Origin of the sequence: Sphingobium lactosutens (assembly GCF_013393185.1) — a bacterium.
In the GTDB taxonomy this organism is placed as follows: domain Bacteria; phylum Pseudomonadota; class Alphaproteobacteria; order Sphingomonadales; family Sphingomonadaceae; genus Sphingobium; species Sphingobium lactosutens_A.
This window is the reverse complement of record NZ_QJQX01000057.1, coordinates 75,061-101,134: the sequence shown is the minus strand read 5'-3', so window position 1 is coordinate 101,134 and position 26,074 is coordinate 75,061. Positions and strand designations below refer to the sequence as shown.

The window sequence follows — 26,074 nt, the reverse complement described above, 5'->3', positions numbered from 1 at the left end:
TTACATGCGATCATAACGGCTGGGGAATGACGGGCTTTAGGCGTGACTAACGCTCATTTAACCACGCGGCCGGTTGCCGGCTCCGAAATTGGGGAAGAAGAGCTTGCGGAAGCTGATCGATATGGTCCGGCCCAGAGGGTCGAGATAGTCCTGCTGATAGCGCAGCGGCGTCGCGCCGGTCGCGTCGCGCACCTCGCGCCGCTGGTTGAAGATATTGTCGATGCCGATCGACACGCGCGCGCCGCGCAGGAAGGGGGCGTTCTTCGTCAGCTGCGGCATCTGCCCCAGATTGGCGAAGAGGCGCAGGTTGGCGGTCGCCAGGCTGCCGAAGTCGAGCCGCGAACTGCCGCCGAGCGCGCCGTCGACATGGGTGCCGCTTTCCCAGTCGACGCCCAGCCGCGCGCCGATGCCGTTGTTGGAATAGCCGATCCGCGCCTTGATCTCATGCCGGGGCTGGCCGCCCGACGATCCGGTGGCGTCGCCGTTCAGCAGGTCGAGTTCCGGCACGCCCGGCGCGATCAGGATGCTCTCCTCCAGATGCCAGGTGTGGTAGAGGCTGAAGCTCAGCCGCCCGCCGCCACCGCCGCCACCGGGACCACGTCCACCGCCAAAGCCGCCGCCCGGTCTACCAAAGCCACCGCCGGGACCACGCGGGCCATCGCCGCCCGGACCCGCTCCGCCCTCGCCGCGGGGGCGATCGCCGCCGCTCCCACCAGCCCCTTCGCCCGGCGGCGGGCCGCCTTCCTGGCCACCCTGACGCGGCTGGCGATTGCCGAACAGCGCCTGCAATTCGGGCGGGCGATCCTCGGGCTTGCCGCCCGATGCACGCCAGGCCTCCATCAGCTTCTGGATATGCGACTTGAGCGAAATGGACAGGTCGAAGCCCCAGCGCAGTTGCTCGCTCTGTGACCGAAGGAAGTTGATCGGCCGCGCATCGACCTGCAACAGATTGCCGTCCGCATCGCGCAGGAAGCGCTGCTTGAAGGCCTCCTCGATCGCGGGCGTCGGTGTCGGGAAGGCGGCGATCGGATTGCTGGTGCGGCTGTTGAGATAGGTGGCCGTCAGTGTCAGGTTCGGCTTCTCGAACGGCTTCACCGTCGCGCTGAGGCGGAACTGGTCGCGCACGCTTTCACGCAGCGAGGCGTTGCCGCCGGACAACTGGGTCACGAACACGCTCTGCCCGGTCGCATAGTCGAAGACCGAGACGTTGGGCGTGGAAATCAGCGGATCGGTGATTTGCGATCCGGTCGGCGCGGCGCGATCCTGATTGGCGGACGCCAGTATCTGCACCGCCTTCACCGGCTGCCAGCGCAGCCCATAGCCCAGCGTCGAGAGCGTGCCGAAGTCGGACAATTGCTGCGCCGCGACGTTCAGGTTGACGCCGATATCGCCGACGCCGCCCAGCACGCCCTTCGACCGGCTGGTAAGCGGCACGTCGATGCTGAACTGGCCGCTGCCGATCTCCCGGCTGTAATCGGTCGGGCGGTCGATGCCCGATCGGGTCGAGCGGCTTTCAAAGCCGTTGGCCGACCCGCCGACCCGGATGGAGGTCATGACGTCGCCCGCCGGCATGCGGAACAGCGCGCCGCTGACCAGCAGGTCGGCGGTCACCGACTGGCTCTTGGCGCGCGCGCTATCGGTCATGCGGGTGGCGAGCAGCCCCGGTGCGAAGTCGCCATAGGGGTTGACGGCCGGATCGCCCGCGTCGAGGGCCGCCTGGATCGCATCGGTGGACGCCCCCCGGTCGGTGCGGGTGCGGGTGATCGACAGGTCGCCATTGCCGGTAAAGGACCATTGCCATTTGCGGCCGATCTGGCCGTTCAAGGTCAGGCCGAGATGGCCGGTGGTGCCGCGGATCTGCTGCCCCAGCGCGCCGGCCTGCGCCAGATAGCGATAGAGGGTGACGTCCTGGCCGAAGGGCGAGAAGGGACTGCCCGCGCCAAGGCCGAGCGCGGCCGTGGACAACCCCTGGAGCGAGTCATTTTCCGACAGTTCCAGTCGCCCGTTGAGAGTCGCCGATACGCCGCCGAGCGCGCGGGCCAGCGTGGCATTGGCGGCGAAATTCTCGGTCGCGGGGCTGAGCGTGCGATAGCGGGTGATGTCGCTGATGTCGGTCACATTGGCGCCCGCGACGAAATCGCCGAGCGACGGCGCGCCATTGGCGGCGCTGGCGGGTACGCTGGCGATCGTCACGCCCTGGCCGGCCAGGGCCGACAGCGCCGGGTCGATCTCAGCCCCCTGCGTCGGGGAGGTGATATTGCCGATCAGCGAATAGGGGCGGCTGGAGGGGGTGGTGGCAATGTCGCGCTGGCTTTCCAGCAGGCGGGCCGCGCGGCTATATTCCAGGTTCAGGGTGAAGCGGTTGTCGCCGCGGATGCGCAGCAGGCCAGCTTCCACCTCGCCATTCTCGCGCCCGCCCTCGGTCGTGGTGCCGAGCTTGAACTCGCCGGTTTCGGCGCGGAAGCGCTGGCGCAGGACGATGTTCACCACCTTCTGCGTCGGCGCATAGCCATAGCTGAGCGCCACCTGCTCGGGCAGGATGTCGACCCGCTGCACCGCTTCGGAGGGAAGATCGCGAATCTCGGCAAAGCTGGAAATGCGCTTGCCGTTCAGCAGGATGATCGGCGTGCCGTTGGTCTGCGGCGACAATTCGGTGATGAGTTCGTTGATCGACGTGACGCCCAGCGCGCGAACGTCAGCGGGCGACAATTGCTGCTCCGGCTCGATCTCGCCGATCACCGCGCCGCGCTGCGGCTGGCCGGTGACGATGATCTCCTCGCCCTCGTCCATCTGCGCGGCGGCGGCCCCCTTGGGCTGATCCTCCTGCGCCATCAGCGCGCCGGGCGCGACGCCCAGCATGAAAGGCAACAGAAAGACGGATGCGGATCGACGCACGAAAAACCCCCAAGACAGACCGGAACCCCTATTCGTCTAGCCGCCACATGTCGCAAGATTCTGGCATTTGCCGGACAAATTTGTCGCAAATTGTAATGGGATGCCTGAACAGGGGCTGGCTGGTGGTCGAGAATGCGCTCAGGCGGCGTCGTGAAAGATGATCCCCAGCGTGTAGCGCGTGCCGGTCAAAAGGCGGCTCACGCCATGGCGCATCTGCACGCGATGGACGCCGCGCGCACCCATGACCGGCCGGTCGCGCACCGGGAAGATGACCGCGTCGCCCTGCGCCAGCGGCACGACTTCGGGACGGGACTGCATGCGCGGGCGCTGTTCGGTCAGGATGAAGGCGCCGCCGGTAAAGTCTCGGTCCGGCTGCGACAGCAGGATCGCCGCCTGCAACGGAAAGATATGCGGGCCATAGACATCCTGATGCAGCGCGTTCCAGTCGCCTTCCTCATAGCGCAGCAGCAGCGGCGTCGCCTTGTCCTGCCCGCCGAGCGCACAGCGGGCGAGGAAATCGGCGTGGCGCGCCGGGTAGATGTCGCCCGTCCCCAGCATCGCCGCCCAGCGATTGGCGACGTCCGCCAACGCCGGCCAGAGCGCCTTGCGCAGCGCCGCAACCGGCTGTGGCAGGGGATAGGTGAAATAGCGATAGCGCCCGCTGCCATAGCCATGTCGCGCCATCACCACGTCCTTGCGGAAAGCGGCGGGATCATCCCACAGCGCTATGATCGCGGCGCACTGGTCGGGGGAGAGCAGGGCAGGCAGGCGCGCCGCGCCATGGCGGTCGAGATCATCGAGCTTCATGGGCGGCAGGATGGCAGCGGTGCTGGGCTGCGTCATCCTGTGGTTTGCGGTCAAACAGGAAAGTTGCGCTCACCGGGGTGAAGGATCGATTCAGCCCCTGGGCTTGCGGAACCGGAACAGGAAGCGGTCGGTCTTGCCGCGCACCGCCGGATCGAAGACCAGCTTGGCATGATCGTCCGCTGGATTGGCGAGCAGCGGGCTTTCCGCCTCCAGCACGAAGCCGGCCGCCTTGAAGTCCGCCTTCACCACCGCCGGGTCGATCCGGTGCAGCTTGTCCACGACTTCGCGCGTGTCGCCCGGCGCGCCGACATGGTCGACGATGCCGACGATCCCGCCCGCTTTGGTCGCGGCGTAGAGATTCTTCACGAAAGCGGCCGGGTCGGTGCGCGGAATGCCATATTTGTCCGACTGCCAGTACAGGTCATGATAGCTCATGTTGATGATGGTGAAGTCGAAACTGTTCGCGGGCGCGCTGAACGCCTCGAACGGATAGCGGACCCACTGCACTTCGGGCCGGCGGGCGACCAGCGCCTGCCATTTCTTCTGCTCTTCGGGCTGGGTGTAGAACTGGTTCGGCTCGAACGCCGTCACCTTGCCCTTCAGCCCGACCGCATCGGCCATGATCTCCGCCCAATAGCCCGATCCGGTCATGATGTCGGCCGCCTTCATGCCGGGCTGGAGGCCCAGAAAGGCGAGCGTTTCGGCGGGCTTGCGGCTGGCGTCCAGTTCCTTCGCTTCCGCCGGACGCTTGGGGTCGGCCAGCGCGGCGGCATAGTCGGGCGCGGTGGCGGCGATGGCCGGGCCGGCGATCGCCAGCGTGGCGGCAAGGCAGAGCATGGAAAATGCGCGCATGATGGTCCCTCCTGAAGGCGCGGATGATGCGCCGCGCGGGCGCGCCGCTCAAGGCCGGTGGTCGATGCTTCAAGTCGCTGGTCGAAACGATCGGGGCTGCTAAAAGAAGCGCCATGCGCACGCTCTATCCCCCGATCATACCCTATGCGTCCGGCCATCTCGATGTCGGCGATGGCCATCAAGTCTATTGGGAGCGGGTCGGCACGCCGGGCGCCAAGCCTGCGGTCTTCCTGCATGGCGGGCCGGGCGGGGGCATTTCGCCCGACCATCGGCGGCTGTTCGACCCGGCGCGCTACGACGTGCTGCTGTTCGACCAGCGCGGGTGCGGCCGCTCGACCCCGCATGCCGATCTCGACGCCAACACCACCTGGCATCTCGTCGCCGATATCGAGCGGCTGCGCGCGATGATGGGCGTGGAGCAATGGCTCGTGTTCGGCGGCAGCTGGGGATCGACGCTCGCGCTCGCCTACGCCCAGACGCATGTGGAGCGCGTGACGCAGCTGGTGCTGCGCGGCATCTTCACCATCCGGCAGAGCGAGATCGACTGGTATTATCAGCAGGGCGCCAGCCGCATCTATCCCGACAAGTGGGAGCGGTTCATCGCGCCGATCCCGGAGGCCGAGCGCGGCAACATGGTCGCCGCCTATCGCGCCCTGTTGACCGGCGAGGACCGCGCCGCCCGCATCGCCGCCGCCCGCGCCTGGAGCGTGTGGGAGGGAGAGACGATCCGCCTGCTGCCCGATCCCGTCCTGTCCGCGACCCATGACGAGGATGATTTCGCGCTCGCCTTCGCGCGGATCGAAAATCATTATTTCGTCCATGGCGGCTGGCTGGAGGACGGGCAGCTGATCCGCAACGCGGGCCGGCTGAAGGACATAGCCGGCGTCATCGTGCAGGGCCGCTACGATATGGCTTGCCCCGCCGAAACCGCCTGGGCGCTCCACCGCGCCTGGCCGCAGGCCCGCTTCGAGATGATCGAGGGCGCGGGCCACGCCTATAACGAGCCGGGCATATTGGACGCACTGATCCGGGCTACGGATGGGTTTGCGGACTGAAGACGCAAGGAGGGGGGAATGATGCGACTGACCGGCACGGGAATATTGGGGCTTGCCCTGCTGATCGGCCTGACGCTGTCCGGCGTGCTGTGGGGGTGCCCCAGCTACAATGTCTATAGCAAGGAACAGGCCGGGCGCGCAGCGCTGGCCGAGGCCCAATCCTCGCGCCAGATCGCCGTGCTGGAGGCGCGGGCGAAGCTGGAAAGCGCCAAGATGCTCGCCGATGCGGAAGTGGTGCGGGCCGAAGGGGCTGCACGCGCCAACCGCATATTGCAGGATAGTCTGGGCGGCCCGGACGGCTATCTGCGCTATCTGCAGATTCAGGCCATCGACAACAAGGATGCCAGCCTCATCTACGTGCCGACCGAGGGCGGTCTGCCGCTGCTGGAAAGTTCGCGCCTCGCGCCAAGGCGACCGGCGGCGGAATAGGGAAGGTCAGGCGGCGCGCCGGGCGATGCGGGCGAGTTCCTCGCCATGAAGGCGGCGTTCCTCCTCCAGATCATAGTCGATCTGGAGGCCAAGGAAAAATCCCTCGCTCATTCCGAAATAGCGGGCGAGCCGTAAGTCGATATTGGCGTCGATCGACGCCTGCCCGGTCAGGATGGCGTCCAGTCGTTCAAGGGCGATGCCGGCGCCATCGACCACTTCCTTCGCCGGAATGTCGCTGCCGATCAGGAAATCCTCGCGCAGGATGGAGCCGGGATGGACATTGTCCAGCCGGTCGTCATCCTCGGTGATAGTCCTCGATCCGGACTTTTTCTGCGCTTGTCTCAGGCCGCGTAGATGGCCGGCCGATATCGGGCTTCGGGGATAGGATGGTCATTGTCGCGCGCAAAATCCAGCCACAGGCCGATAGCCACCTGCACTTCGGCAATCGCCTCCGCCGGCGTATCGCCATGGGCCGAGCAGGGTTTGAGGTCCGGCACGTCCGCAATCCAGACCTTGTCGTTCTTCGACCAGAAAACATTGATGTGATAATGGTGGTCCATCATTCGTCCATGCTGAGGCCGTAGGCTTCGACCATATCAAGAAACTGTTCGACCTGATAGGCTTTGGCATCCTTGCCGTTCGGCTGAATGATTAGCGGACGGTCGAGGCCGGTACGACCATAGACATGATGGCTTCCACTTATGCGTATCAGGCGAAATCCGAAGGGTTCGAGCAGACGCTGGAAATCGCGAAAACCAAGGTTGCGACTGCCTTGCAGAAGGCGCTGAAAGAGTTTGGCGGGCTTGACCAAGGATGATCCCTTCAATGTGACCTGCCACTTTAATGAGGCTTGGACGTCCGGAATTACCATCGTTGGCCATATCTTCTACGGACGCCATTTGGATAGCCGCCTATCCAAATGAAAATCATCGCCCGAACTTCTTCTGCACCTTCCCGTAACGCAGTTTCCTCGTCCCCGGCTTACCTTCTGTCGCGCGCCCCCGCGGCGCCGCCACCTGCTGCTCATGCGGCAAGCCCAGCTCTTCCGCCTCCAGCTTGCGGATTTCGTCGCGGATGCGGCCGGCTTCCTCGAACTCCAGGTCGGCGGCGGCAGCGCGCATCTTCTTTTCCAGATCCTCGATATAGGCGCGCAGATTGTGGCCGACGAGGTGCGGGCGATCTTCCAGCCCGGTATCGATCGTGACCTGATCCTTGCTCGCCACATGGGCGATGATGTCGCCGATGTTGCGCTTGATCGTGGTCGGCGTGATGCCATGTTCGAGATTATAGGCTTGCTGCTTCTCGCGCCGCCGCGACGTCTCGTTGAGCGCCCGCTCCATGCTGCCCGTCACCCGGTCGGCATAGAGGATGACCCGACCCTCGACATTGCGCGCTGCGCGGCCGATCGTCTGGATCAGCGAGGTTTCGGAGCGCAGGAAGCCCTCCTTGTCCGCATCCAAAATCGCCACCAGCCCGCATTCGGGAATGTCCAGCCCCTCGCGCAGCAAGTTGATACCGATCAGCACGTCATAGACCCCCAACCGCAGATCGCGGATCAGCTCGATACGCTCCAGCGTCTCGACGTCCGAGTGCATGTAGCGGACCTTGATCCCCGCTTCATGCATGAACTCGGTCAGATCCTCCGCCATCCGCTTGGTCAGCGTCGTGACGAGCGTGCGATAGCCCTGCGCCGCTACCTTGCGGCATTCGTTGATCAGGTCGTCGACCTGATCCTCGACCGGCTTGATCTCGACCGGCGGGTCGATCAGTCCGGTGGGGCGGATCACCTGTTCGCTGAACACGCCGCCGGTCTGCTCCATTTCCCATGGCCCCGGCGTCGCGGAGACGCTCACCGTCTGCGGCCGCATCGCGTCCCACTCGTTGAAGCGCAGCGGGCGATTGTCGATGCAACTGGGCAGGCGGAAGCCATATTCGGCGAGCGTGATCTTGCGGCGATGGTCGCCGCGCGCCATCGCGCCGATCTGCGGCACGGTCTGGTGGCTCTCGTCCACGAACAGCACGGCATTTTCGGGCAGATATTCGAACAGGGTCGGCGGCGGCTCACCGGGCAGGCGGCCGGTCAGGAAGCGGGAATAATTCTCGATCCCGGCGCAGCTTCCCGTCGCCGCGATCATCTCCAGGTCGAAATTGGTGCGCTGCTCCAGCCGCTGCGCCTCCAGCAGCTTGCCTTCGGCCACCAGTTCCTTCAGCCGCTCGGCCAGTTCGAAACGGATCGCCTCCATCGCCTGCTTGAGCGTCGGGCCGGGCGTGACGTGGTGGCTGTTGGGGAAGACCTTCACATAGTCGAGGCTCGCGACCTTCTTGCCGCTCAGCGGGTCGAACTCGACGATATCCTCGATCTCGTTGCCGAAGAAGCTGACGCGCCAGGCGGTGTCTTCATAGTGAGACGGGAAAATCTCCAGATTGTCGCCCTTCACCCGGAAATTGCCGCGCGCGAAGCCCGCATCGTTGCGCTTGTACTGGAGAGCGACCAGCTTGCGGATGATCTCGCGCTGGTCCTCGATCCCGCCCTTCTTCATCGCGAAGGTCATGGCCGAATAGGTTTCGACCGAACCGATGCCATACAGGCAGGATACCGACGCGACGATGATGACGTCGTCCCGCTCCAGCAGCGCGCGGGTGGCCGAATGGCGCATCCGGTCGATGCTCTCGTTTACGCTCGACTCCTTCTCGATATAGGTGTCCGACCGCGCGACATAGGCTTCGGGCTGGTAATAGTCGTAATAGCTGACGAAATATTCGACCGCATTGTCGGGGAAGAAGCTCTTGAACTCGCCATAGAGCTGTGCCGCCAGGATCTTGTTGGGCGCCAGGATCAGCGCGGGGCGCTGCAACGCCTCGATCGTCTTGGCCATGGTGAAGGTCTTGCCGGAACCGGTGACGCCCAGCAGCACCTGATCCTTCTCGCCCTCCTTCGCCGCCGCCACCAGTTCGGCGATCGCGGTCGGCTGGTCGCCCGACGGCTCATAGTCGCTGACCAGCGTGAAGGGCCTGCCGCCCTCGCTCTTTTCCGGGCGGGCCGGGCGATGAGGGACGAAGGATTCGCCGGTTTCCGGTTCTTCGAGGCTGGTGCGGATCTGAATCGACATGGGGCGAATATGGGATCTTTGACGGGGGACGCAATCCGCGTCGCGATGGTCAGGCTTCCGTTCGAACCCGACCTTGGGTCGCGGCGGGTCTCCCCGGCTGCACGATATAGACAGCATGATTGTCGGAATGGTCTGCGCGATTGCTCCTTTGTCGACGCGACTTATCATATCAGCAAGAACAAATAAAGAACATTCGCTCCTTTTGCCTCCTGTCATTGAACCCACGCGCAGCGGCGTTATGTTCAGGACAAGGGCAGAAACAGGGAGGAATATCATGCGCCGGACAGTCTTGATGCTTGCGGTTCTGACGGCGGGTCTTGCCGCCTGTGGTGACAAGCCCGGCGACAAGACCGGGGACATCGCCGCCACCGACGCCATGAGCAAGGCGGAGGTGAAGGCGGAAGTCGACAAGGTGCAGTTGAAGCCCGGCCAGTGGGAGGGGCGCTTTACCGTGCAGGATATCGACCTTGGCAACATGCCCGGCGCACCAGCCGGCATGAAGGATCAGATGAAGAGCATGATGAGCCAGACCTCGCTTAAATATTGCGTTACGCCGCAACAGGCCGCCAACCCCAGCGGCGACATGTTCTCCGGCCAGGAGAATAAGAACTGCACCTATGGCGGGTTCGAGGCGAAGGGCGGCACGGTGAAGGGGCAGGTGTCCTGCAAGTCGGAAGGCGGCACGATGAACGCCACCATGTCCGGCAGCTATGCGCCCGAAAAATATAGCATGGACATGGACATGAAGATGGAGGGCGGCCCCAACAACATGACCATGGCGATGACCGCGCGGTCGGAGGGCAAGTGGATCGGGCCGGAGTGCGCGCCGGGCAGTGCCGACTGACGCGCCGGAGCGCTGCTGGCTCTGCGACCGACGGTTGGGGCGGCGGGTGGAATGGCATCACCTGTTGCCCAAGAGCCGGGGCGGGCGGGACGTGGTGCCGCTACACCCTATCTGCCATCGCACTATCCATGCGACGCTGACGAATGCGCAACTCGCGCGGGCCTATGTCGACCGGGATGCGCTGCGCGCTCAGCCCGACATTGCCCGCTTTCTCGACTGGATCGCGATCAAGCCGCCGGACTTTCATGCGCCGACGCGCAGGCGGAGATAATTTCCCTTGCGCTTCATGGACAAGCGGTAGAGCCTTCATTCCGGTTCCTATCGAGAACAGGGGAGAGGATATGCGAAAGACCTGGCATGCGGCGCTGCCGCTGGCCCTTATATTTGGCGGCGCCCTTGGCCTGACTGCATGCGGCAGCGATCCCGCACCCGCGCCTCAGGCCGAGGAAGCGCCGGTCGTCATGAAGGCGGGCCAATGGGGGCTGACCCGCAAGACCACCGGATACAACACGCCCACCGTCACGCCGGCCCAATATCAGGAAGCGCTGAAGCAGATCGACGAGGAAAAGCTCTGCGTCGCGATCGACAAGGACGGCCTGCCCGATGCCAATGCGATCGCGGGCAAGGAAGGGACGGAGTGCAGCTACAAGGACAAGATGGCGCGCAAGGGGCGACTGATCGCGACGCTTAGCTGCAAGGCAGGCGCGGGCACGGCGGAAATCGCGGTGGAGGGCAATTATACCGCGGACTCGCTGACGCTGGGCACGACGATGACCAAGACCGAAGGCGGCAAGCCCGTCCTGCGCACCACCCATGACCTGACGGGAACCCGCGAAGGGGATTGCCCCGCCGCGTCCTGACGCGCGCTATATATCATTGCCGGGCGCGAAGGCGGCGAACACCTCCGCGCCCGTCATCACTTCGGTCTCTTCGCGGAAATTATAGCTGGCCGGCTTTTCCTCGATGAAGATCTGGGTGGTGAAGGGAAAGGCGCCGGGATCGGCGAAGGCCTGCACCGACACGGCGACCTGCGCGCCGTCCTTCGACCGCCAGAGCAGCGAACTGCCGCAAGTCTTGCAAAAGCCCCGCTCGCCCCATTCCGACGAGGCATAGACGCCCATCGCGTCGGGATCGGCCAGGACGACCTCCTGACATTCGACCGACAGGAACACGCCACCGGTCCAGCGCCGGCACATAGCGCAATGGCACGCGCCCATTTCCGCCCTGGCGATGACCGCGTCGAAGCGGACCGCGCCGCAAAGACATTGTCCTGCCTCTCGAACCGGTTCCGTCATTGTGCGCTCTCCTGTTGAAAGCCTGTGGAGGGCCTGTGGGCAGGCTGTGGATCGCCTGTGGATAAGTTGTGGATATCACTCCAACGCGCGCAGCGCCCGTTCGTCGCACCGCTTTCGCCCGATCGGCACCGGGCTGACCGTCGGCACCAGCAGCGACTGGCCGATCCGCAGCGGGGCGAAGCGCTTGCGCTCTATCCCCTCGCAGCGCAGCGCCAGTTCCAGCATCCTGGGCGGCGTGTCCCATTGTTCATAGGACAGGCGGAACGTGCCCCAATGGATGGGGATGGCGGTCGACGCGCCCAGCCGCCTGAACAGCTCCACCGCCTGCACCGGGCCGATATGCGCGTCCGACTGCATCTGCCCCTTCCAGAAGCGGAAGGCGCCGATCGGGATCAGCGCCAGCCGAATCGGACCGTAGCGCCGCGCCTCATAGGGCCAGCCCATGTCGCCCGCGCCGCTATCGCCCGCGAAGAAGATATTGCCCGCCCGCGTCTCGACCACGAAGCTCGACCAGAGCGCGCGGTTGCGGTCGGTGCCCCAGCGGCTGCCCCAATGATGGTTGCGCGTCACATGCACCTGATAGTCTGGGCAATGTTCGTAATTGCCGCACTGGATCACCGCCTGCGGCGCAAGTCCGTTGAGCGCCGCGCCGCTGATCGACTGGCCCCAGTCCAGCGCCGTCGACGTTATGCCCTCGCGCTTCAGGATCATGTCGTTGCCCAGGCTGGTGACGATCTTCGGCCGGTCCCGCTCCCACAGCTTCTTCAGCGTCGGCAGGTCCATATGGTCATAATGATTGTGGCTGAGGAGGATGAGGTCGATCCTGGGCAGGTCGTCGAAGCGGATACCGGGCTGCGCGATGCGCTTCGGGCCGATCGGCGGGAAAGGGCTGGCATGGTCGGACCAGATCGGATCGGTCAGGATATTGAGGCCCGCCGCCTGCACCAGCACGGTCGCATGGCCGACCCAGGTTGCGACCATGCCACGCGGCGCGGCGAAGGGAGCCGGACGGGCGGGCTTGACCGCGATCGCCACGGGCCATTGCGGGCGGTCGTCATGGCCCAGCAGCCAGCGCAGGATGAAGCCCTGCCGGTTGGTCCCCGGCGGCGCGGGCGTCTCGATCGCGCCATCGGGATTGAAGAAATGCGCGCCGTCATAATGGCGGCTGACCGGCCCCTGATAATAGATGCGGTCGAGGAAGGGCGGAATGATCGTGATCGTCAGGCACAGCGCGATGACAAGGAACAGCAGCGCGACCCCTGCGCCCCGGATGATGCTGATAAGGCGACCCATGTTTTTCGCGCCCATATGTCCTCCGCGCTGCCGACCCTCGCGACATAGCGCAAGCCGGCGGCTGGGCAAGGGCTGTGGATAAGTCCGGGGATATCCATGCCGTGTGTCAGGAGGGGGGGTAGCGGACATTTCTAAACCCTCTCCCCTTGGGGGGGCGGCCAGAGTCACTTGCCTCTGGCCGAAGCTGCGCAGACTTGGCAGCTTGCTGCCTGGTCGTAGCTGGGTGAGGGGGAAGCAACCTGACGGAAATAGGATGAACTTGCGCCAATCCCCCTCATCCAACTCCGCCTAACCGCTACGCGGTAAGGCTTCGTATCCTTCTCCCTCCGAGGGAGAAGGAACGGTAGAAAATGGCCCGCTTCCTGACCAGCCCACCCCATTGCCCAATGTTGCCGCTTTGCCACGCCCGGTAACATATTGCATCTGCGTGCAGCGCCGCGCGCTGCTTGTCACCATCCCGCCACAAATCGGGCCTAGCGGCCGGCTCATCCCGGACGCGGGGGCGCAGGGGCGCCGGCGTTCTGGTTTGAAACCAACAGATTATCGGGGAATAACCTTGACAAAACTCACTTTCGGACGGTCGGCGCTGCTGCTGACCTCGGCCCTGGGCGCGCTTGCCTTCACCGGCGCGGCCCGTGCGCAGGATGCAGGCGCCGCCGCCGATGACGGCGCGCTGGGCGAAATCGTCGTCACCGCCGAACGCCGGTCCGAAAACCTCCAGAAGGTGCCGGTGTCGGTCGGCGTCGTGCAGGGCGATGCGCTGCGTAACCTGACCGCCGGCGGCGGCGACATTCTCGAACTCGCCGCCCGCGTGCCCGGCCTCTATGCCGAAACCACCACCGGCCGCATCTTCCCGCGCTTCTACATTCGCGGCCTCGGCAATATCGACTTCTATCTCGGCGCGTCGCAGCCGGTGTCGATCATCCAGGACGACGTCGTGCTGGAGCATGTCGTGCTGAAGTCGAACCCGGTGTTCGACGTCAATCAGGTCGAAGTGCTGCGCGGCCCGCAGGGTTCGCTGTTCGGCCGCAACACCACCGCAGGCATCATCAAGTTCGACACCATCCGCCCCTCGATGGAATGGGAAGGCCGCGCCCAGGCCAGCTATGGCAGCTATAACACCGTCACCTTCGACGGCGGCATTGGCGGCCCGATCGTCGCGGACAAGCTCGCCTTCCGCGTCTCGGCTCTCTACCAGCATCGCGACGACTGGGTCGACAACACGTACACCGGCCCCAGCGCCGACGGCACTGTCTCGCCCAAGAAGGACGCGATGGGCGGCTATAATGAGAAGGACGTGCGCCTTCAGCTGTTGATGACGCCGACCGAAAATGTCTCGATGCTGACCAGCGTCCACGCCCGCGACTATGACGGCACCTCGACCATCTTCCACCGCGCCGGCCTCACCAAGGGCAGCAACAGCGTGGCGGGCGAACCCCGCTCGAAGATCGCCCTCGACGAAGCGATGAACAACCCTCAGGCCTACAAGACCTATGGCGCGTCGGAAAATATCGCGATCGACATGGGTCCGGTCACGCTGACCTCGATCACCGCCTATGAAACCACCAGCGGCTACAGCCGTGGCGACACGGACGGTGGCGCGGGCGCCGACTATCCGGTGGGTGGCGTGGCGAACGGCTTCGGCCAGAGCCAGGGCAATGTCCGCGATCTCGACCAGCTTAGCCAGGAAGTGCGCCTTGCCAGCAACGGCGACAGCGCCTTCAAATGGCAGGTGGGCGGCATGTATTTCGACAGCCGCGATACCACCGACTTCTACCAGCGCGCCTATTTCCTGACGACCGCCGCGCGTAATCCGAACAACTGGGTGCGCCTGCGCAACAAGAATGAAAGCTGGGGCCTGTTCGGTCAGGCGAGCTATGAAGTCGTCCCCGGCTTCACCATCACCGCCGGCGGCCGCTACACCAAGGACACGAAGGAAACCCGTCTAGTCCGCGCCACGGCCAATGCGGCCGGCGTGTCGACCTATGCGGGTCGCCGCTATGTGAAGCTGACCGGCAAGGAACCGAGCTGGGACGTCAGCGCGCTCTACGAAGTGACCCCCGAAGTCAGCCTCTACGCCCGCGTCGCGCGCGGCTTCCGTGGCCCGACCATCCAGGGCCGCTCGGCGGTGTTCAACAGCGACTTCACCACGGCGGATTCGGAAACGATCATGTCCTATGAAGGCGGCATCAAGACCAGCCTGCTGGGCAACCGCCTGCGCTTCAACCTGTCGGGCTTCGCCTGGAAGGTGAAGGACATCCAGCTCAACGGCAATGACGTGAACGGCAATGGCGTCCTGTTCAACGCCGACGCCGCCAAGGCCTATGGTCTGGAAGCCGACCTCGAAGCCCGTCCGTTCGAGAATCTCACTTTGTCGGCGGGCCTCAGCCTGCTGCACAGCGAGATCAACGACAAGAATGTCTATGCGCAGGTCTGCACGCTGAACGGCGTGGTGGTCTGCACGGTGGAAGACCCGACCGTCACCAATTCGCGCGGCGTCTTCGCCCAGATCGACGGCAACCCGCTGCCCAACGCGCCGAAATATACGGCGAACATCGCGGCCCGCTACGACGTGCCGCTGGGCAATGGCGGCAAGATCTTCGCGGCGACCGACTGGAACATCCAGGGCTACACCAACTTCGTCCTCTACAAGACGAAGGAGTTCTATTCGAAGGGCGACTTCGAGGGCGGCCTGAAGATCGGCTACACCGCGCCGGACGGCAAATATGAGATCGCCGCCTTCGCCCGCAACATCACGGGCGAGAAGAATATGAAGGGCGTGATCGAAAACTATATGGCGCCGGTGTTCAACGAACCCCGCATCATCGGCGTGTCGCTCAGCGGCAAGCTGTAAGAGGGGCGGGGAGGGAACTCCCCACTCGTGCAACCGAAAAAGCGCGCCGTCCCTCGGGGGTGGCGCGCTTTTTCGTTCAGCTGGGCTTGGTCCTCGCCACCGCGTCCGCCCAGTCAGGGGCATGCGGCACCTTGCGCCCCATGGTCCAGTTCGCCTCCAGCCGCACCAGCGGATTGGGCGCGCACCAGATTTCGCCGCTGTCGGACAATCCCGTCACCCAGATCAGATTATGCTCCTGCCCATAATCGATGACGGCGAAGGCATAGCCCTTCCCCTTGCCTTCGACATGGACGGGCAGGGGCGGGTCAAGCTGGGTGAAGGACATGGGGCACGCTCCGACATCAAGGTGCCGCAAACAATGCGGCGCGCGAACGGGAGTTCCCCGTTCACGCGCCGCCCTTGATCCGCATCAGTGAGATAATCGAAACCGCGTCGGTTACGCGCCTTCGAGCAGCTTCTCTTTCCTGATCTTCTCCTGCCACACCAGCGGGGCGAGGCGGTGGACATTCTGGCCTTCGCTATCGACGGCGACGGTGACGGGCATGTCCTCCACCGTGAACTCGTAGATGGCTTCCATGCCCAGATCCTCGAAGCCCACGACCTTGGCTTCCTTGATCGCCCGAGCGACCAGATAAGCCGCGCCGCCGACCGCCATCAGATAGGCGCTCTTGTGCGTCTTGATGCTTTCGGTCGCGGCCGGGCCACGCTCGGCTTTGCCGACGCAAGCGGCGAGGCCCTGTTCCAGCATCATGTCCATGAACTTGTCCATGCGCGTCGCGGTGGTGGGACCAGCCGGGCCGACCACTTCGTCCCGCACCGGATCGACCGGGCCGACATAATAGATGACGCGGCCCTTGAAATCGACCGGCAGTTCCTCACCGGCAGCCAGCATGTCGGCGATCCGCTTGTGCGCGGCATCGCGGCCGGTCAGCATCTTGCCGTTGAGCAGCAGCCGGTCGCCATGCTTCCAGCTCTGGACGACTTCGGGCGTCAGCGTGTCGAGGTCGACGCGGATCGCTTCCTTGCTCGGCTTCCAGTCGACCTGCGGCCATTCGCTGAGCTTGGGCGCTTCCAGATAGGCCGGACCCGAACCGTCGAGTGTGAAATGCGCATGGCGGGTCGCGGCGCAGTTGGGGATCATCGCCACCGGCTTGCCCGCCGCATGGCAGGGATAGTCGTGGATCTTGATGTCCAGCACGGTGGCGAGGCCGCCCAGGCCCTGTGCGCCGATGCCGAGCGCATTGACCTTGTCGAAAATCTCGATCCGCAGTTCCTCGATCTTGTTCTGCGGGCCGCGCGCCTTGAGTTCCCCCATGTCGATCGGGTCCATCAGGCTTTCCTTGGCCAGCGCCACCGCCTTTTCGGCTGTGCCGCCGATGCCGATGCCCAGCATGCCCGGCGGGCACCAGCCGGCGCCCATCTGCGGCACCATCTCCAGCACCCAGTCGACGATCGAATCGCTGGGGTTCATCATCTTGAACTTGGTCTTGTTCTCAGATCCGCCGCCCTTGGCCGCGACATCGATGATCACCTTGTTGCCCGGCACCATCTCGATATTCAGCACGCAGGGCGTGTTGTCCTTGGTGTTCTGGCGCGAGAAAGCCGGGTCTTTCAGGATCGACGCGCGCAGGCGGTTCTCGGGGTTCAGATAAGCGCGGCGCACGCCTTCATCGATCACCTCCTGCATCGAGCGGCTGTTATCGTCCAGGCGGCATTCCATGCCCCACTTGACGAACACATTGACGATGCCGGTGTCCTGGCAGATCGGGCGATGCCCTTCGGCGCACATGCGGCTGTTGGTCAGGATCTGGGCGATGGCGTCCTTCGCCGCCGGATTGGCCTCGGCCTCATAGGCCTTACCCAATGCCCGGATATAATCCATTGGATGATAATAGCTGATGAACTGGAGCGCGTCGGCGACGCTCTCGATGAGGTCGGCGGTCTTGATGACGGTCATCTACCCTGGTCCCTATTCTTGCGGCCCGCCTCTGCACGGCAGGTCCTGGCAAGGCGCGGCTATAGGCTTTTGGACCCATGAGTCCAGTCGTCGCGCCCGGCGTGGCGGTGGCCCGGTGATGGGCGCGATCCACCATCGGCCGACGGTTCGGACAAACCGACTCGCGATTGTCCGGCACGGTCGGATTCGCACGCCTTGTCATGCAGATAGCGCCCGATCGTACCGACTTGCGGTGGATCGGCTCCAACGGGCCACATCATCTTGTGTTACCCTTTTTTGACGACCCCACGCATTTGCGTGACAAGCCCCAATTTATTTTTTCTCCCCTTTTCCCCCTCTTGCCTTTTTCGGACTGCTGGAAAGTCCGTGCGTCGTTGCGATACGGCGTGCCGTGCCAGCGACGAAATGAATCGGATCAGCGGCGAACAGAGTCGCCGGAATGTCATTTACCCTCTTGCGTCAAAAACCGGCTGTGGCACTATCCCTTGTATCGGGTTAACGGGGGTTACCCAACAGATTGTGATTGTGACGCTGGATGCTTATCTGGTGCAGGGGCGTTTTTGTCCCCGCGATCCTCTCGGTTGGACCCATTTCCGTGCCCGTACGGGACGGTTCATGCTAGGATGCGCGCTGATGTTGTGCCCGGCCTTGACCGACTCGAACGGAACAGGAACATCGGGGACTCGCAATGGATTTTCGGGATAGCGGACAGACAGGTGCTGGCGACGTGGTAATGGAAGAAGTGTTGGAAGCAGCGATCGAGACGAACAAGCCGGCGCCTGCCAAGGCGGCCGAGCCTGTTTCCTACGACCCGGTCTCTTCTTCGACGGTGCTGGCGCGCCGGTTCGACGTGACCACCGACGTGTCGCGCGACGCGCTGCTGACGGAGTTCGGGAAGGACACGCTGAACGACCGCTATCTGCTGCCCGGCGAGAGCTATCAGGATCTCTTCGCCCGCGTCGCGGCGGCCTATTCGGACGACGCCGACCATGCCCAGCGCGTCTATGACTACATCTCCAAACTTTGGTTCATGCCCGCCACGCCCGTCCTGTCGAACGGCGGCACCGGTCGCGGTCTGCCGATCAGCTGCTATCTGAATTCGGTGGACGACAGCCTGGAAGGCATCGTCAACACGTGGAACGAGAATGTCTGGCTCGCCTCGCGCGGCGGCGGCATCGGCACCTATTGGGGCGCGGTGCGCGGTATCGGCGAGCCGGTCGGCCTCAATGGCAAGACCAGCGGCATCATCCCCTTCGTCCGCGTGATGGACAGCCTGACCCTCGCGATCAGCCAGGGCAGCCTGCGCCGCGGCTCGGCCGCCTGCTATCTCGACGTCTCGCACCCGGAGATCGAGGAGTTCCTCGAAATCCGCAAGACGTCGGGCGACTTCAACCGCAAGGCGCTGAACCTGCATCATGGCGTGCTGCTGACTGACGAGTTCATGGAGGCGGTGCGCGACGGCGCCGACTTCAACCTGCGCAGTCCCAAGGACCAGTCGGTGCGCGGCACCGTCAACGCCCGCGCCCTGTTCCAGAAGCTGGTCGAGGTGCGTCTGGCCACCGGTGAGCCGTACATCGTCTTCAACGACACCGTGAATCGGATGATGCCCAAGCATCACCGGGATCTGGGGCTGAAGGTCTCGACCTCCAACCTCTGTTCGGAAATCACCCTGCCGACGGGTCGCGACCATCTCGGCAACGACCGCACCGCCGTCTGCTGCCTGTCGTCGATGAACCTGGAAACCTGGGACGAGTGGAAGGATCACCCGACCTTCGCGGAAGACATCATGCGCTTCCTCGACAACGTCCTTCAGGACTATATCGACCGCGCCCCGCCGGAAATGGCGCGCGCCAAGTACAGCGCCAGCCGCGAACGCTCGGTGGGTCTTGGCGTCATGGGCTTCCACAGCTTCCTTCAGGCGCGCAACATCCCGTTCGAAGGCGCCATGGCCAAGTCGTGGAACCTGCGCATCTTCAAGCATATCAACGCCAAGGTGAACGAGGCGTCGATGATGCTGGCGCAGGAGCGCGGGCCGTGCCCCGACGCCGCCGACCAGGGCGTGATGGAACGCTTTTCCTGCAAGATGGCGATCGCGCCCACCGCTTCGATCTCGATCATCTGCGGCGGCACGTCGGCCTGCATCGAACCGATCCCGGCCAACATCTACACCCACAAGACGCTGTCGGGCAGCTTCTCGGTCAAGAATCCCTATCTGGAAAAGCTGCTGGTCGCCAAGGCGAAGGACAGCAGCGCGGTGTGGAATTCGATCCTCGAAAAGGGTGGCTCGGTCCAGCATCTCGACTTCCTGACCCAGGAAGAAAAGGATGTGTTCAAGACCAGCTTCGAAATCGACCAGCGCTGGCTGCTCGAACTCGCGGCCGACCGTACCCCCTATATCGATCAGGCCCAGTCGCTGAACCTGTTCATCCCGGCGGACGTGGAAAAATGGGATCTGCTCATGCTCCACTTCCGCGCTTGGGAACTGGGCATCAAGTCGCTCTATTATCTGCGGTCCAAGTCGGTCCAGCGCGCGGGCTTCGCCGGTGGCGTGGAAGCCGACAACACGATCGACGCACCCAAGTTCGAAATCGGCGAGACCACCGACTATGACGAGTGCCTCGCCTGTCAGTGATGTGACTTCCTCCTCTCCCCTTGTGGGAGAGGAGGGAATGGGGCGCTTGGACATGGAGATGATCGCATGAGGTCGTTTCTGAGAAGTCAGGTGCTTCGGTCGCTAGTGATCATCACGACTGCTGTCGTAGCAGTGCAGCTTGTATCGCACCTCATCGGTTTTGGTGTCTGGGTGGATACCAACTCCACCGCGAGGTTTGTCTGGAGATCATTTGCTATACTGCTTTTTAGCGCCATGGGTTTCTGGGCGCTATTCGGTAGTCATTCTGATGATCTTGAGATGCGGCCGGCATTTTATCGCCTCATCGGCGTTCTGTTTGTTGTTATTGCGGTTATTCACGCCACCATCCTATTTGGCGACCCGCTTGACCTTGTTTCGGAGTAACCCACCATGCCCCTTCTTCAAGCCAGCAAGGTCTACAAGCCCTTCGAATATCCTTGGGCCTATGAATTCTGGAAGCGCCAGCAGCAGCTCCACTGGCTGCCCGAAGAAGTGCCGCTGGGCGAGGATTGCCGGGACTGGGCGCAGAAGCTCAGCGACCATGAGCGCAACCTGCTGACCCAGATTTTCCGCTTCTTCACCCAGGCCGACGTGGAAGTGCAGGATTGCTACCACGAAAAATATGGCCGCGTGTTCAAGCCGACCGAAATCAAGATGATGCTGACCGCGTTCAGCAACATGGAAACGGTCCATATCGCCGCCTACTCGCACCTGCTCGACACGATCGGCATGCCCGAAAGCGAATATTCGGCCTTCCTCCAATATAAGGAGATGAAGGACAAGCATGACTATCTCGCCCAGTTCGGCGTCGACACGGACGAGGATATCGCCAAGACGCTGGCCATGTTCGGCGGCTTCACCGAAGGGCTCCAGCTCTTCGCCTCCTTCGCGATGCTGATGAACTTCCCGCGCTTCAACAAGATGAAGGGCATGGGCCAGATCGTTACCTGGTCGGTCCGCGACGAGACGCTCCATTGCGAAGGCATCATCAAGCTGTTCCACAGCTTCGTGAAGGAACGCGACTGCCTGACCGCGTCGGTCAAAGACGACATCATGGACATGTGCCAGAAGACCGTCCGCATCGAGGACGCCTTCGTCGATCTCGTCTTCGAAATGGGTCCGGTCCCCGGCATGACGCCCAAGGACATCAAGAAATATGTCCGCTACATCGCCGACTGGCGGCTGGGCCAGCTGGGCCTCAAGCCCATCTACATGATCGACGAGCATCCGCTGCCCTGGCTGACCCCGCTGCTCAACGGCGTGGAGCATGCCAACTTCTTCGAAACCCGCGCGACCGAATATTCGAAGGGCGCGACCCGCGGCCAGTGGAACGACGTCTGGGACGCCTTCGACCGCCGCCAGAAGATCAAGGGCACCGAACCGGCCAACGCCGACGCCGATCCGGACATGTTCAAGGCTGCGGGGATCGCAGCGGAGTAAATGCAATAGCGGAAGGCGGCATCGCTTTAACGATGCCGCCTTCCGGCCGGTTGGGGAACGGGGATATGCCGTTCCCCATTGCATCCATAACGGATCAACCTCCCGCCAAAACGGTGCGAATCTCGCTTATGCTCGCTCCATGACCGAGCAAGCCACACCCCGACACGCCTATATTTGCAATGTCTGCGGCAGCGACCATGTCACCCGCGATGCCTGGGCGACGTGGGATGTGGAGGCGCAGGACTGGATATTGGAGGTCGCGTTCGACCATGCCCATTGCCATAGCTGCATGGGCCATGCCCGCCTGGACCGCGTGGTCCTGACCAGCCCCGTCACCTTCTCTCTACCCCAGGCCGGCCTTTCCGCCACGCCGGGGTGAGGCTTCCTTAACTGCGCGGCCCTATTCTCCGCTGCATGCTTTTCGGCGTCCGTCTCCGCTCGCTTTTCACCAGTCGCTGGTTCGCCTTGCTCTGGGCCGTGCTGGTGATCCTGACTGCGATCCAGTTCGTTGGCCCCGGTGACGATGGCACCGCGCAGGATCGGCCGGATAGCAACGCCGCCGCCGATGGCCTCACCGCCGACCAGCGACAGGCCATCGCCAACGCATTCTGAAACGATCGGCTCTGACGCATGAACTGCCGGCGCGCTGGCTGGAGCATCGGGCGGAGCCAATAGCGCAGGAATGGCACAAAATGCGTCCCGATTGTCCAAGTCGCTGTCGGCGTACCGCCTGCGAGAGAACGAGGGGCCGCACCTCGCATTCCCTGTCCACCGGCTGAACGCGGCGTTTTGTTCCGTTCATGCAACATTCTGTAAATCCACGGGTTGTAGCAGCCAACCGCATTTCTCCGACGGAAGGAGCCTCACCCATGAACCTCTCGCTAAAACGCACCATCGTTGCCCTGTCGCTCGGCGCCATGGCCCTGACGGGTATCGCCGCCACCCCTGCTATGGCCCAGCCTGGCCGCGACGCGCGTGAGCATCGCCGCGATGTGCGCGACGCCCGCAAGGATTATCGCCGGGATGTCCGCGATGCGCGGCAGGACTACCGCCGCGACGTCCGCGACGCCAATCGCGATTACCGCAACGATCGCCGGGACGACCGTCGCGACTGGCGTCAGGACCGCCGCGGCGATATCCGCCCCGGCCGCCCGGTCTACAGCTATGACTGGAACCGCCCCGATCCGCGTTATGGCCGCACCTATCAGCCCAACCGCTATTATCGGGGCGGCTATGCCCCGATGCGCGTCGACCGCAACACCCGCATCTATCGCGGTGGCGACAACCGCTATTATTGCCGCCGCTCGGACGGCACCACCGGCCTGATCGTCGGCGCGGCGCTGGGCGGCCTGCTCGGCAACCAGATCGCGCAGGGTCAGTCGAACCTGCTCGGCACGCTCATCGGCGGCGGCGCGGGCGCACTGCTTGGCCGCGAGATCGACCGCGGTGGGGTCAGCTGCCGTTAAAGCATTCTGAAGTCGGCTGGAACAGCCGACGGCTCGCAATATGCGGTCATCAAAAGACCATGGAGCCGTGAACGATCCAATCTCATCGTGCACGGCTCCCAATCAGCACCAGGGATGGCGACCGCCATCCCAGCTCCGGGCGAGTCCTTCGGCGACCAGCATGCCGCCGATCGACTCGCCCTCGCGCGTCACGATGCGCAGGTTGCGGCCATAGCGATCGGTGTCCCGATCCCCGCTCTCCAGCGAGAAGGGTCCGTCATTCATCAAATCCTGCAACCGCCGCGTCGCCTGCGCGCCCAGTTCCCCCTCCGCCGCGCAGCGCGGGCCATGGGTTTCGGGCGTATCGATGTCGGCGATCCGATATTTCTCGCCCCGGAACCAGAAGGTGTCGCCATCGACCACGCAATTGGTCCCGCCGCCCCGATGGCAGAAGCCGAACCGGGCGGACAGCGCATCGGCGGGCAGGCTTTGAACCGGGGCGCCAGCCCGGGTCCATTCGAACCGCCCGGCCCATTCCGGCCCATACCAGCCGATCAGCAATCCCAGACACAGGGCGTAGACCAGCGCGGGTCCGCCGATCCCCTCCTTCTGCCTTGGCCGCTGAAATCGTGTCGCGCCGCCTGCGCGCCGCGCCTCCGCCAGCCAGGCCAATGCCACCTTTTCCTTGCGCGACGGCGCGCGCCGTCCAGTCCCTATTCTCGCCATGTCGCCCCTCTAGCGACCGACAGGCAAATGGTCCGTTAAGACTGGTCCGGCTTTCCGCCGATCCGGCGATGCTCCCATCCGGCACGCATCAATGCCGCGCCGATCCGTCCTGTCATGCTGCGCGGAACCATCCGAAACGGCGCCGATCGATGGGCGATCGCGCTGGCTGCCTAATCCTCATCCTCGTCGTCGCTCTCGCCATAGCTATCCTCTTCATCGTCCATCTGCGGCTCGCCGGCATAGGCATCCATGTCGATCCGCCCGGACCGGTCCATCGCCTCCATCTTCTCGACCAGATCCTCCACATCGTCGGGGATGATCTGCGCCGGATTGCTGCGACCGCCGCGCTCGCTATCCTCCGACAGGTCGGTCGACCGGACGCGCGCATCATTCGCCACATCCTGAGCCTGACTGCCGGTTTCGGTCTGTTCGCTATTCTCTTCCGGTCCTTGATCGGGAATGGGGTTCGCCATCTATAGTCTCCTTCAGGCAGGGCTGCTCTCCACCCAACGGTCCGCAAGCCGCCCCGTTCCGGCGAAAGCGCTGGACAGCGCCCAGCCAAGGGGGCAAAGGCGCGGGCGATCCTTTCGCACTGCAACAGGAATCCCCACATGCCCCGCCAGCTCATTTCCTCCGGCTCGCCCTTCGAGGCGCAGGTCGGTTACTCGCGCGCCGTCGTCCAGGGCGACTGGTGCTTCGTCGCCGGCACCACCGGCGCCGATCCCGAAACCAAGACCATGCCCGAAAGCGTGGTGGAGCAGGGCCAGAACGCGCTCAAGGTCATTGGCAAGGCGCTGGAGGATGCCGGCTTTTCCTTTGCCGATGTGGTTCGCGTGACCTACTACATTACCGATCCTGCCTATTGGGACGATCTGGGCAAGGCGACCGCGCCTGTCTTAGGCGACATCCGCCCCGCCGCCAGCTGCGTCGTCGTCGGCCTCATCAAGCCGGAAATGAAGATCGAAATCGAAGTCACCGCCTTCAGGGGCTAACAGGAGCCGACCATCATGATCACCATGTACGGCATCAAGAATTGCGACACGATCAAGAAGGCCCGCAACTGGCTGGACAATGAACGCGTCGTCTACAGCTTCCACGACTATAAGGTCGCCGGCGTCGACAAGGCCAAGCTCGAGGAATGGGTGATGGAGCATGGCTGGGAAACCATCCTCAACCGCTCCGGCACCACCTTCAAGGCGCTCGACGCGGGGGACAAGGCGCATATCGATGCGGACAAGGCGATCCTGCTGATGATCACCAACCCCTCAATGATCAAGCGCCCGATCCTCGACACCGGTCGCGAAACCATCGTCGGTTTCAAGGCGACGACCTATGAAAACGCGCTGCAGGGCGTGAAGGCGTGATCGGACGGGGGCTGCTGCGCATCGGGTTGATCCTGCTTATGAGCCTCATCCCCCTCCAGACTCTCCGGGCCGAGCCGATCCTGATCGCCCATCGCGGCGCCAGCGGCGAACGGCCCGAACATACGCTCGCGTCCTATGAACGCGCGATCGACCAGGGCGCCGATTATATCGAGCCGGACCTGGTGCTGACCAGGGATGGCGTCCTCGTCGCCCGGCATGAAAATGAGATTGGCGGCACCACCGACGTCGCCGACCATCCCGAATTTGCCGACCGCAAGACGACCAAGACCATCGACGGGATCGAGATGGTCGGCTGGTTCACCGAGGATTTCACCCTCGCCGAACTGCGCACGCTACGCGCCCGCGAGCGGCTGCCCGACCTGCGCCCCGCCAACAAGCGCTTCAACGATCTTTATCTCATCCCGACCTTCGAGGAGATATTGAAGCTGGTCCGCGCCAAGGAGGCGGAAACCGGCCGGCGCATCGGCATCTATCCCGAAACCAAGCATCCCGGCTATTTCGCGAAGATCGGCCTGCCGCATCAGGCGGCGCTGCTCGATATGCTCAGCCGCTACGGCTATGGCAATGCCGACGACCCGGTCTTCATCCAGTCGTTCGAGGTCGGCAACCTCAAGGCCCTGCGCGCCGCCACCCGCCTGCGCCTCATCCAGCTTGTCGATGCGGAGGGCGGCCCTGCCGACCTGCCCGGCACCAGCTATGCCGACATGCTGACGGTGCAGGGGCTGGCCGACATTGCGAGCTATGCCTATGGTATCGGACCTTCCGCCGCCCTGCTGATCACGCCCGAAGGTCCGAGCGCCCTGGTCGGACGCGCCCATGATGCGGGGTTGCAGGTTCATGTCTGGACGCTGCGCATGGAGAACAGCTTCCTGCCCGCCTTGTTTCAGCGACCCGACGACCCGCAGGGGCGGGGCGATTTCGCCGGTTTCGTCCAGGCGATCGCCGCGACCGGCGTGGACGGCATCTTCAGTGACTTTCCCGGCCAGGCGCGCGCGGCCCTGTCCGCCACGAACCCCTGAATCGATAATGCGGGGCCAGCCCGGAAAACTTCCTTC

The 26,074-nt window shown here is 64.0% G+C and carries 28 protein-coding genes; 15 read left to right on the top strand and 13 right to left on the bottom strand.

Annotated features, from left to right (window positions below; all coding sequences use genetic code 11):
• Nucleotides 1-57: 57 nt before the first annotated feature.
• From DM806_RS16690 to DM806_RS16680, 3 genes are all read right to left on the bottom strand, one after another.
• Complete coding sequence (locus DM806_RS16690) at nucleotides 58-2,859, bottom strand: TonB-dependent receptor (protein WP_218647535.1); 2,802 nt, start codon at nucleotides 2,857-2,859, stop codon at nucleotides 58-60.
• Between the two features lie 174 nt (nucleotides 2,860-3,033).
• Nucleotides 3,034-3,738, bottom strand: a complete 705-nt coding sequence (locus DM806_RS16685; RefSeq protein ID WP_179044309.1) for a 2OG-Fe(II) oxygenase — start codon at nucleotides 3,736-3,738, stop codon at nucleotides 3,034-3,036.
• A gap of 54 nt (nucleotides 3,739-3,792) precedes the next feature.
• Nucleotides 3,793-4,554, bottom strand: coding sequence for a class I SAM-dependent methyltransferase (locus DM806_RS16680; protein WP_179044308.1), 762 nt, complete (start codon nucleotides 4,552-4,554; stop codon nucleotides 3,793-3,795).
• Between the two features lie 113 nt (nucleotides 4,555-4,667).
• Between DM806_RS16680 and pip the strand changes: the two genes are divergently transcribed.
• Entirely contained in the window at nucleotides 4,668-5,609 is a 942-nt protein-coding gene (pip, locus tag DM806_RS16675) for a prolyl aminopeptidase (protein ID WP_179044434.1), read from the top strand.
• 18 nt (nucleotides 5,610-5,627) lie between these two features.
• Nucleotides 5,628-6,038 carry a membrane protease subunit gene (locus DM806_RS16670; protein WP_179044307.1) on the top strand — a complete coding sequence of 137 codons (411 nt, stop codon included), beginning with the start codon at nucleotides 5,628-5,630 and terminating at the stop codon, nucleotides 6,036-6,038.
• A gap of 6 nt (nucleotides 6,039-6,044) precedes the next feature.
• Here DM806_RS16670 and DM806_RS16665 read toward each other — a convergent pair whose 3' ends face one another.
• The 4 genes from DM806_RS16665 to uvrB all read right to left on the bottom strand — a co-directional run bounded on the left by DM806_RS16665 (nucleotide 6,045) and on the right by uvrB (nucleotide 9,148).
• Nucleotides 6,045-6,326, bottom strand: a complete 282-nt coding sequence (locus DM806_RS16665; protein WP_256869358.1) for a HigA family addiction module antitoxin — start codon at nucleotides 6,324-6,326, stop codon at nucleotides 6,045-6,047.
• 53 nt (nucleotides 6,327-6,379) lie between these two features.
• Entirely contained in the window at nucleotides 6,380-6,598 is a 219-nt protein-coding gene (locus tag DM806_RS16660; RefSeq protein WP_218647523.1) for a type II toxin-antitoxin system HicB family antitoxin, read from the bottom strand.
• Complete coding sequence (locus tag DM806_RS16655; RefSeq protein WP_179044305.1) at nucleotides 6,598-6,849, bottom strand: type II toxin-antitoxin system HicA family toxin; 252 nt, start codon at nucleotides 6,847-6,849, stop codon at nucleotides 6,598-6,600. The genes DM806_RS16660 and DM806_RS16655 overlap by 1 nt, the downstream gene beginning before the upstream one ends.
• A 115-nt stretch (nucleotides 6,850-6,964) precedes the next feature.
• Nucleotides 6,965-9,148 (bottom strand): excinuclease ABC subunit UvrB, encoded by a 2,184-nt coding sequence (uvrB, locus tag DM806_RS16650; protein WP_179044304.1) that lies wholly within the window; start codon nucleotides 9,146-9,148, stop codon nucleotides 6,965-6,967.
• 274 nt (nucleotides 9,149-9,422) lie between these two features.
• On the opposite strand from uvrB, the gene DM806_RS16645 reads away from it, so the two are divergent.
• The 3 genes from DM806_RS16645 (at nucleotide 9,423) to DM806_RS16635 (ending at nucleotide 10,852) form a co-directional block, all read left to right on the top strand.
• Nucleotides 9,423-9,992 (top strand): DUF3617 domain-containing protein, encoded by a 570-nt coding sequence (locus DM806_RS16645; RefSeq protein ID WP_179044303.1) that lies wholly within the window; start codon nucleotides 9,423-9,425, stop codon nucleotides 9,990-9,992.
• On the top strand, nucleotides 9,982-10,263 hold the full coding sequence (locus tag DM806_RS16640) for an HNH endonuclease (protein WP_179044302.1): 282 nt from the start codon (nucleotides 9,982-9,984) through the stop codon (nucleotides 10,261-10,263). Before DM806_RS16645 ends, DM806_RS16640 begins: the two co-directional genes overlap by 11 nt.
• 70 nt (nucleotides 10,264-10,333) lie before the next feature.
• Nucleotides 10,334-10,852 carry a DUF3617 domain-containing protein gene (locus tag DM806_RS16635; RefSeq protein ID WP_179044301.1) on the top strand — a complete coding sequence of 173 codons (519 nt, stop codon included), beginning with the start codon at nucleotides 10,334-10,336 and terminating at the stop codon, nucleotides 10,850-10,852.
• A gap of 6 nt (nucleotides 10,853-10,858) precedes the next feature.
• Here the strand turns inward: DM806_RS16635 and DM806_RS16630 are convergent, their stop codons facing one another.
• Entirely contained in the window at nucleotides 10,859-11,287 is a 429-nt protein-coding gene (locus tag DM806_RS16630; protein ID WP_179044300.1) for a GFA family protein, read from the bottom strand.
• A 75-nt stretch (nucleotides 11,288-11,362) separates the two neighbouring features.
• Nucleotides 11,363-12,580, bottom strand: coding sequence for an MBL fold metallo-hydrolase (locus tag DM806_RS16625; protein WP_179044299.1), 1,218 nt, complete (start codon nucleotides 12,578-12,580; stop codon nucleotides 11,363-11,365).
• 556 nt (nucleotides 12,581-13,136) lie between these two features.
• Between DM806_RS16625 and DM806_RS16620 the strand changes: the two genes are divergently transcribed.
• Nucleotides 13,137-15,434, top strand: coding sequence for a TonB-dependent receptor (locus DM806_RS16620; RefSeq protein ID WP_179044298.1), 2,298 nt, complete (start codon nucleotides 13,137-13,139; stop codon nucleotides 15,432-15,434).
• 76 nt (nucleotides 15,435-15,510) lie between these two features.
• On the opposite strand, the gene DM806_RS16615 is transcribed toward DM806_RS16620, so the two are convergent.
• Nucleotides 15,511-15,759, bottom strand: a complete 249-nt coding sequence (locus DM806_RS16615) for a hypothetical protein (protein WP_179044297.1) — start codon at nucleotides 15,757-15,759, stop codon at nucleotides 15,511-15,513.
• A 111-nt stretch (nucleotides 15,760-15,870) separates the two neighbouring features.
• Nucleotides 15,871-17,391, bottom strand: a complete 1,521-nt coding sequence (locus DM806_RS16610; RefSeq protein ID WP_179044296.1) for a fumarate hydratase — start codon at nucleotides 17,389-17,391, stop codon at nucleotides 15,871-15,873.
• Nucleotides 17,392-18,124: 733 nt separating this feature from the next.
• Between DM806_RS16610 and DM806_RS16605 the strand changes: the two genes are divergently transcribed.
• The 6 genes from DM806_RS16605 to DM806_RS16580 all read left to right on the top strand — a co-directional run bounded on the left by DM806_RS16605 (nucleotide 18,125) and on the right by DM806_RS16580 (nucleotide 22,929).
• Nucleotides 18,125-20,023, top strand: a complete 1,899-nt coding sequence (locus DM806_RS16605) for a ribonucleoside-diphosphate reductase subunit alpha (RefSeq protein ID WP_179044295.1) — start codon at nucleotides 18,125-18,127, stop codon at nucleotides 20,021-20,023.
• Between the two features lie 66 nt (nucleotides 20,024-20,089).
• Nucleotides 20,090-20,407, top strand: coding sequence for a hypothetical protein (locus DM806_RS16600; RefSeq protein WP_179044294.1), 318 nt, complete (start codon nucleotides 20,090-20,092; stop codon nucleotides 20,405-20,407).
• A gap of 6 nt (nucleotides 20,408-20,413) precedes the next feature.
• Entirely contained in the window at nucleotides 20,414-21,463 is a 1,050-nt protein-coding gene (locus DM806_RS16595) for a ribonucleotide-diphosphate reductase subunit beta (RefSeq protein WP_179044293.1), read from the top strand.
• 139 nt (nucleotides 21,464-21,602) lie between these two features.
• The gene (locus tag DM806_RS16590) at nucleotides 21,603-21,842 is read left to right on the top strand and encodes a hypothetical protein (RefSeq protein WP_179044292.1); all 240 of its coding nucleotides are present in this window, start codon (nucleotides 21,603-21,605) and stop codon (nucleotides 21,840-21,842) included.
• A gap of 35 nt (nucleotides 21,843-21,877) precedes the next feature.
• Nucleotides 21,878-22,075: a hypothetical protein gene (locus DM806_RS16585; protein WP_179044291.1), complete on the top strand. Its 198-nt coding sequence runs from the start codon at nucleotides 21,878-21,880 to the stop codon at nucleotides 22,073-22,075.
• A gap of 257 nt (nucleotides 22,076-22,332) precedes the next feature.
• Nucleotides 22,333-22,929: a glycine zipper 2TM domain-containing protein gene (locus DM806_RS16580; protein ID WP_179044290.1), complete on the top strand. Its 597-nt coding sequence runs from the start codon at nucleotides 22,333-22,335 to the stop codon at nucleotides 22,927-22,929.
• 102 nt (nucleotides 22,930-23,031) lie between these two features.
• On the opposite strand, the gene DM806_RS16575 is transcribed toward DM806_RS16580, so the two are convergent.
• The gene (locus DM806_RS16575) at nucleotides 23,032-23,634 is read right to left on the bottom strand and encodes a thermonuclease family protein (RefSeq protein ID WP_179044289.1); all 603 of its coding nucleotides are present in this window, start codon (nucleotides 23,632-23,634) and stop codon (nucleotides 23,032-23,034) included.
• Nucleotides 23,635-23,804: 170 nt separating this feature from the next.
• Nucleotides 23,805-24,107: a hypothetical protein gene (locus tag DM806_RS16570; protein ID WP_179044288.1), complete on the bottom strand. Its 303-nt coding sequence runs from the start codon at nucleotides 24,105-24,107 to the stop codon at nucleotides 23,805-23,807.
• Nucleotides 24,108-24,245: 138 nt separating this feature from the next.
• Here DM806_RS16570 and DM806_RS16565 point away from each other — a divergent pair, with 138 nt between their 5' ends.
• Genes DM806_RS16565 through DM806_RS16555 form a run of 3 tightly spaced genes read left to right on the top strand, consistent with a single transcriptional unit; the run spans nucleotide 24,246 to nucleotide 26,038 of the window.
• Nucleotides 24,246-24,626 carry a RidA family protein gene (locus tag DM806_RS16565; RefSeq protein WP_179044287.1) on the top strand — a complete coding sequence of 127 codons (381 nt, stop codon included), beginning with the start codon at nucleotides 24,246-24,248 and terminating at the stop codon, nucleotides 24,624-24,626.
• Between the two features lie 15 nt (nucleotides 24,627-24,641).
• Nucleotides 24,642-24,998, top strand: coding sequence for an ArsC family reductase (locus tag DM806_RS16560; protein WP_179044286.1), 357 nt, complete (start codon nucleotides 24,642-24,644; stop codon nucleotides 24,996-24,998).
• Complete coding sequence (locus tag DM806_RS16555; RefSeq protein ID WP_179044285.1) at nucleotides 24,995-26,038, top strand: glycerophosphodiester phosphodiesterase; 1,044 nt, start codon at nucleotides 24,995-24,997, stop codon at nucleotides 26,036-26,038. The genes DM806_RS16560 and DM806_RS16555 overlap by 4 nt, the downstream gene beginning before the upstream one ends.
• The last annotated feature ends 36 nt before the right edge of the window (nucleotides 26,039-26,074 follow it).

Excerpts from the sequence above, each read along its gene's own strand:
- DM806_RS16690 (WP_218647535.1), bottom strand. The coding sequence starts at position 2,859 with ATGCTGGGCGTCGCGCCCGGCGCGCTGATGGCGCAGGAGGATCAGCCC.
- DM806_RS16685 (WP_179044309.1), bottom strand. The coding sequence starts at position 3,738 with ATGACGCAGCCCAGCACCGCTGCCATCCTGCCGCCCATGAAGCTCGAT.
- DM806_RS16680 (WP_179044308.1), bottom strand. The coding sequence starts at position 4,554 with ATGCGCGCATTTTCCATGCTCTGCCTTGCCGCCACGCTGGCGATCGCC.
- pip (WP_179044434.1), top strand. The coding sequence starts at position 4,668 with ATGCGCACGCTCTATCCCCCGATCATACCCTATGCGTCCGGCCATCTC.
- DM806_RS16670 (WP_179044307.1), top strand. The coding sequence starts at position 5,628 with ATGATGCGACTGACCGGCACGGGAATATTGGGGCTTGCCCTGCTGATC.
- DM806_RS16660 (WP_218647523.1), bottom strand. The coding sequence starts at position 6,598 with ATGGACCACCATTATCACATCAATGTTTTCTGGTCGAAGAACGACAAG.
- uvrB (WP_179044304.1), bottom strand. The coding sequence starts at position 9,148 with ATGTCGATTCAGATCCGCACCAGCCTCGAAGAACCGGAAACCGGCGAA.
- DM806_RS16645 (WP_179044303.1), top strand. The coding sequence starts at position 9,423 with ATGCGCCGGACAGTCTTGATGCTTGCGGTTCTGACGGCGGGTCTTGCC.
- DM806_RS16635 (WP_179044301.1), top strand. The coding sequence starts at position 10,334 with ATGCGAAAGACCTGGCATGCGGCGCTGCCGCTGGCCCTTATATTTGGC.
- DM806_RS16630 (WP_179044300.1), bottom strand. The coding sequence starts at position 11,287 with ATGACGGAACCGGTTCGAGAGGCAGGACAATGTCTTTGCGGCGCGGTC.
- DM806_RS16625 (WP_179044299.1), bottom strand. The coding sequence starts at position 12,580 with ATGGGTCGCCTTATCAGCATCATCCGGGGCGCAGGGGTCGCGCTGCTG.
- DM806_RS16615 (WP_179044297.1), bottom strand. The coding sequence starts at position 15,759 with ATGTCCTTCACCCAGCTTGACCCGCCCCTGCCCGTCCATGTCGAAGGC.
- DM806_RS16610 (WP_179044296.1), bottom strand. The coding sequence starts at position 17,391 with ATGACCGTCATCAAGACCGCCGACCTCATCGAGAGCGTCGCCGACGCG.
- DM806_RS16605 (WP_179044295.1), top strand. The coding sequence starts at position 18,125 with ATGGAAGAAGTGTTGGAAGCAGCGATCGAGACGAACAAGCCGGCGCCT.
- DM806_RS16600 (WP_179044294.1), top strand. The coding sequence starts at position 20,090 with ATGAGGTCGTTTCTGAGAAGTCAGGTGCTTCGGTCGCTAGTGATCATC.
- DM806_RS16595 (WP_179044293.1), top strand. The coding sequence starts at position 20,414 with ATGCCCCTTCTTCAAGCCAGCAAGGTCTACAAGCCCTTCGAATATCCT.
- DM806_RS16590 (WP_179044292.1), top strand. The coding sequence starts at position 21,603 with ATGACCGAGCAAGCCACACCCCGACACGCCTATATTTGCAATGTCTGC.
- DM806_RS16585 (WP_179044291.1), top strand. The coding sequence starts at position 21,878 with ATGCTTTTCGGCGTCCGTCTCCGCTCGCTTTTCACCAGTCGCTGGTTC.
- DM806_RS16580 (WP_179044290.1), top strand. The coding sequence starts at position 22,333 with ATGAACCTCTCGCTAAAACGCACCATCGTTGCCCTGTCGCTCGGCGCC.
- DM806_RS16575 (WP_179044289.1), bottom strand. The coding sequence starts at position 23,634 with ATGGCGAGAATAGGGACTGGACGGCGCGCGCCGTCGCGCAAGGAAAAG.
- DM806_RS16570 (WP_179044288.1), bottom strand. The coding sequence starts at position 24,107 with ATGGCGAACCCCATTCCCGATCAAGGACCGGAAGAGAATAGCGAACAG.
- DM806_RS16565 (WP_179044287.1), top strand. The coding sequence starts at position 24,246 with ATGCCCCGCCAGCTCATTTCCTCCGGCTCGCCCTTCGAGGCGCAGGTC.
- DM806_RS16560 (WP_179044286.1), top strand. The coding sequence starts at position 24,642 with ATGATCACCATGTACGGCATCAAGAATTGCGACACGATCAAGAAGGCC.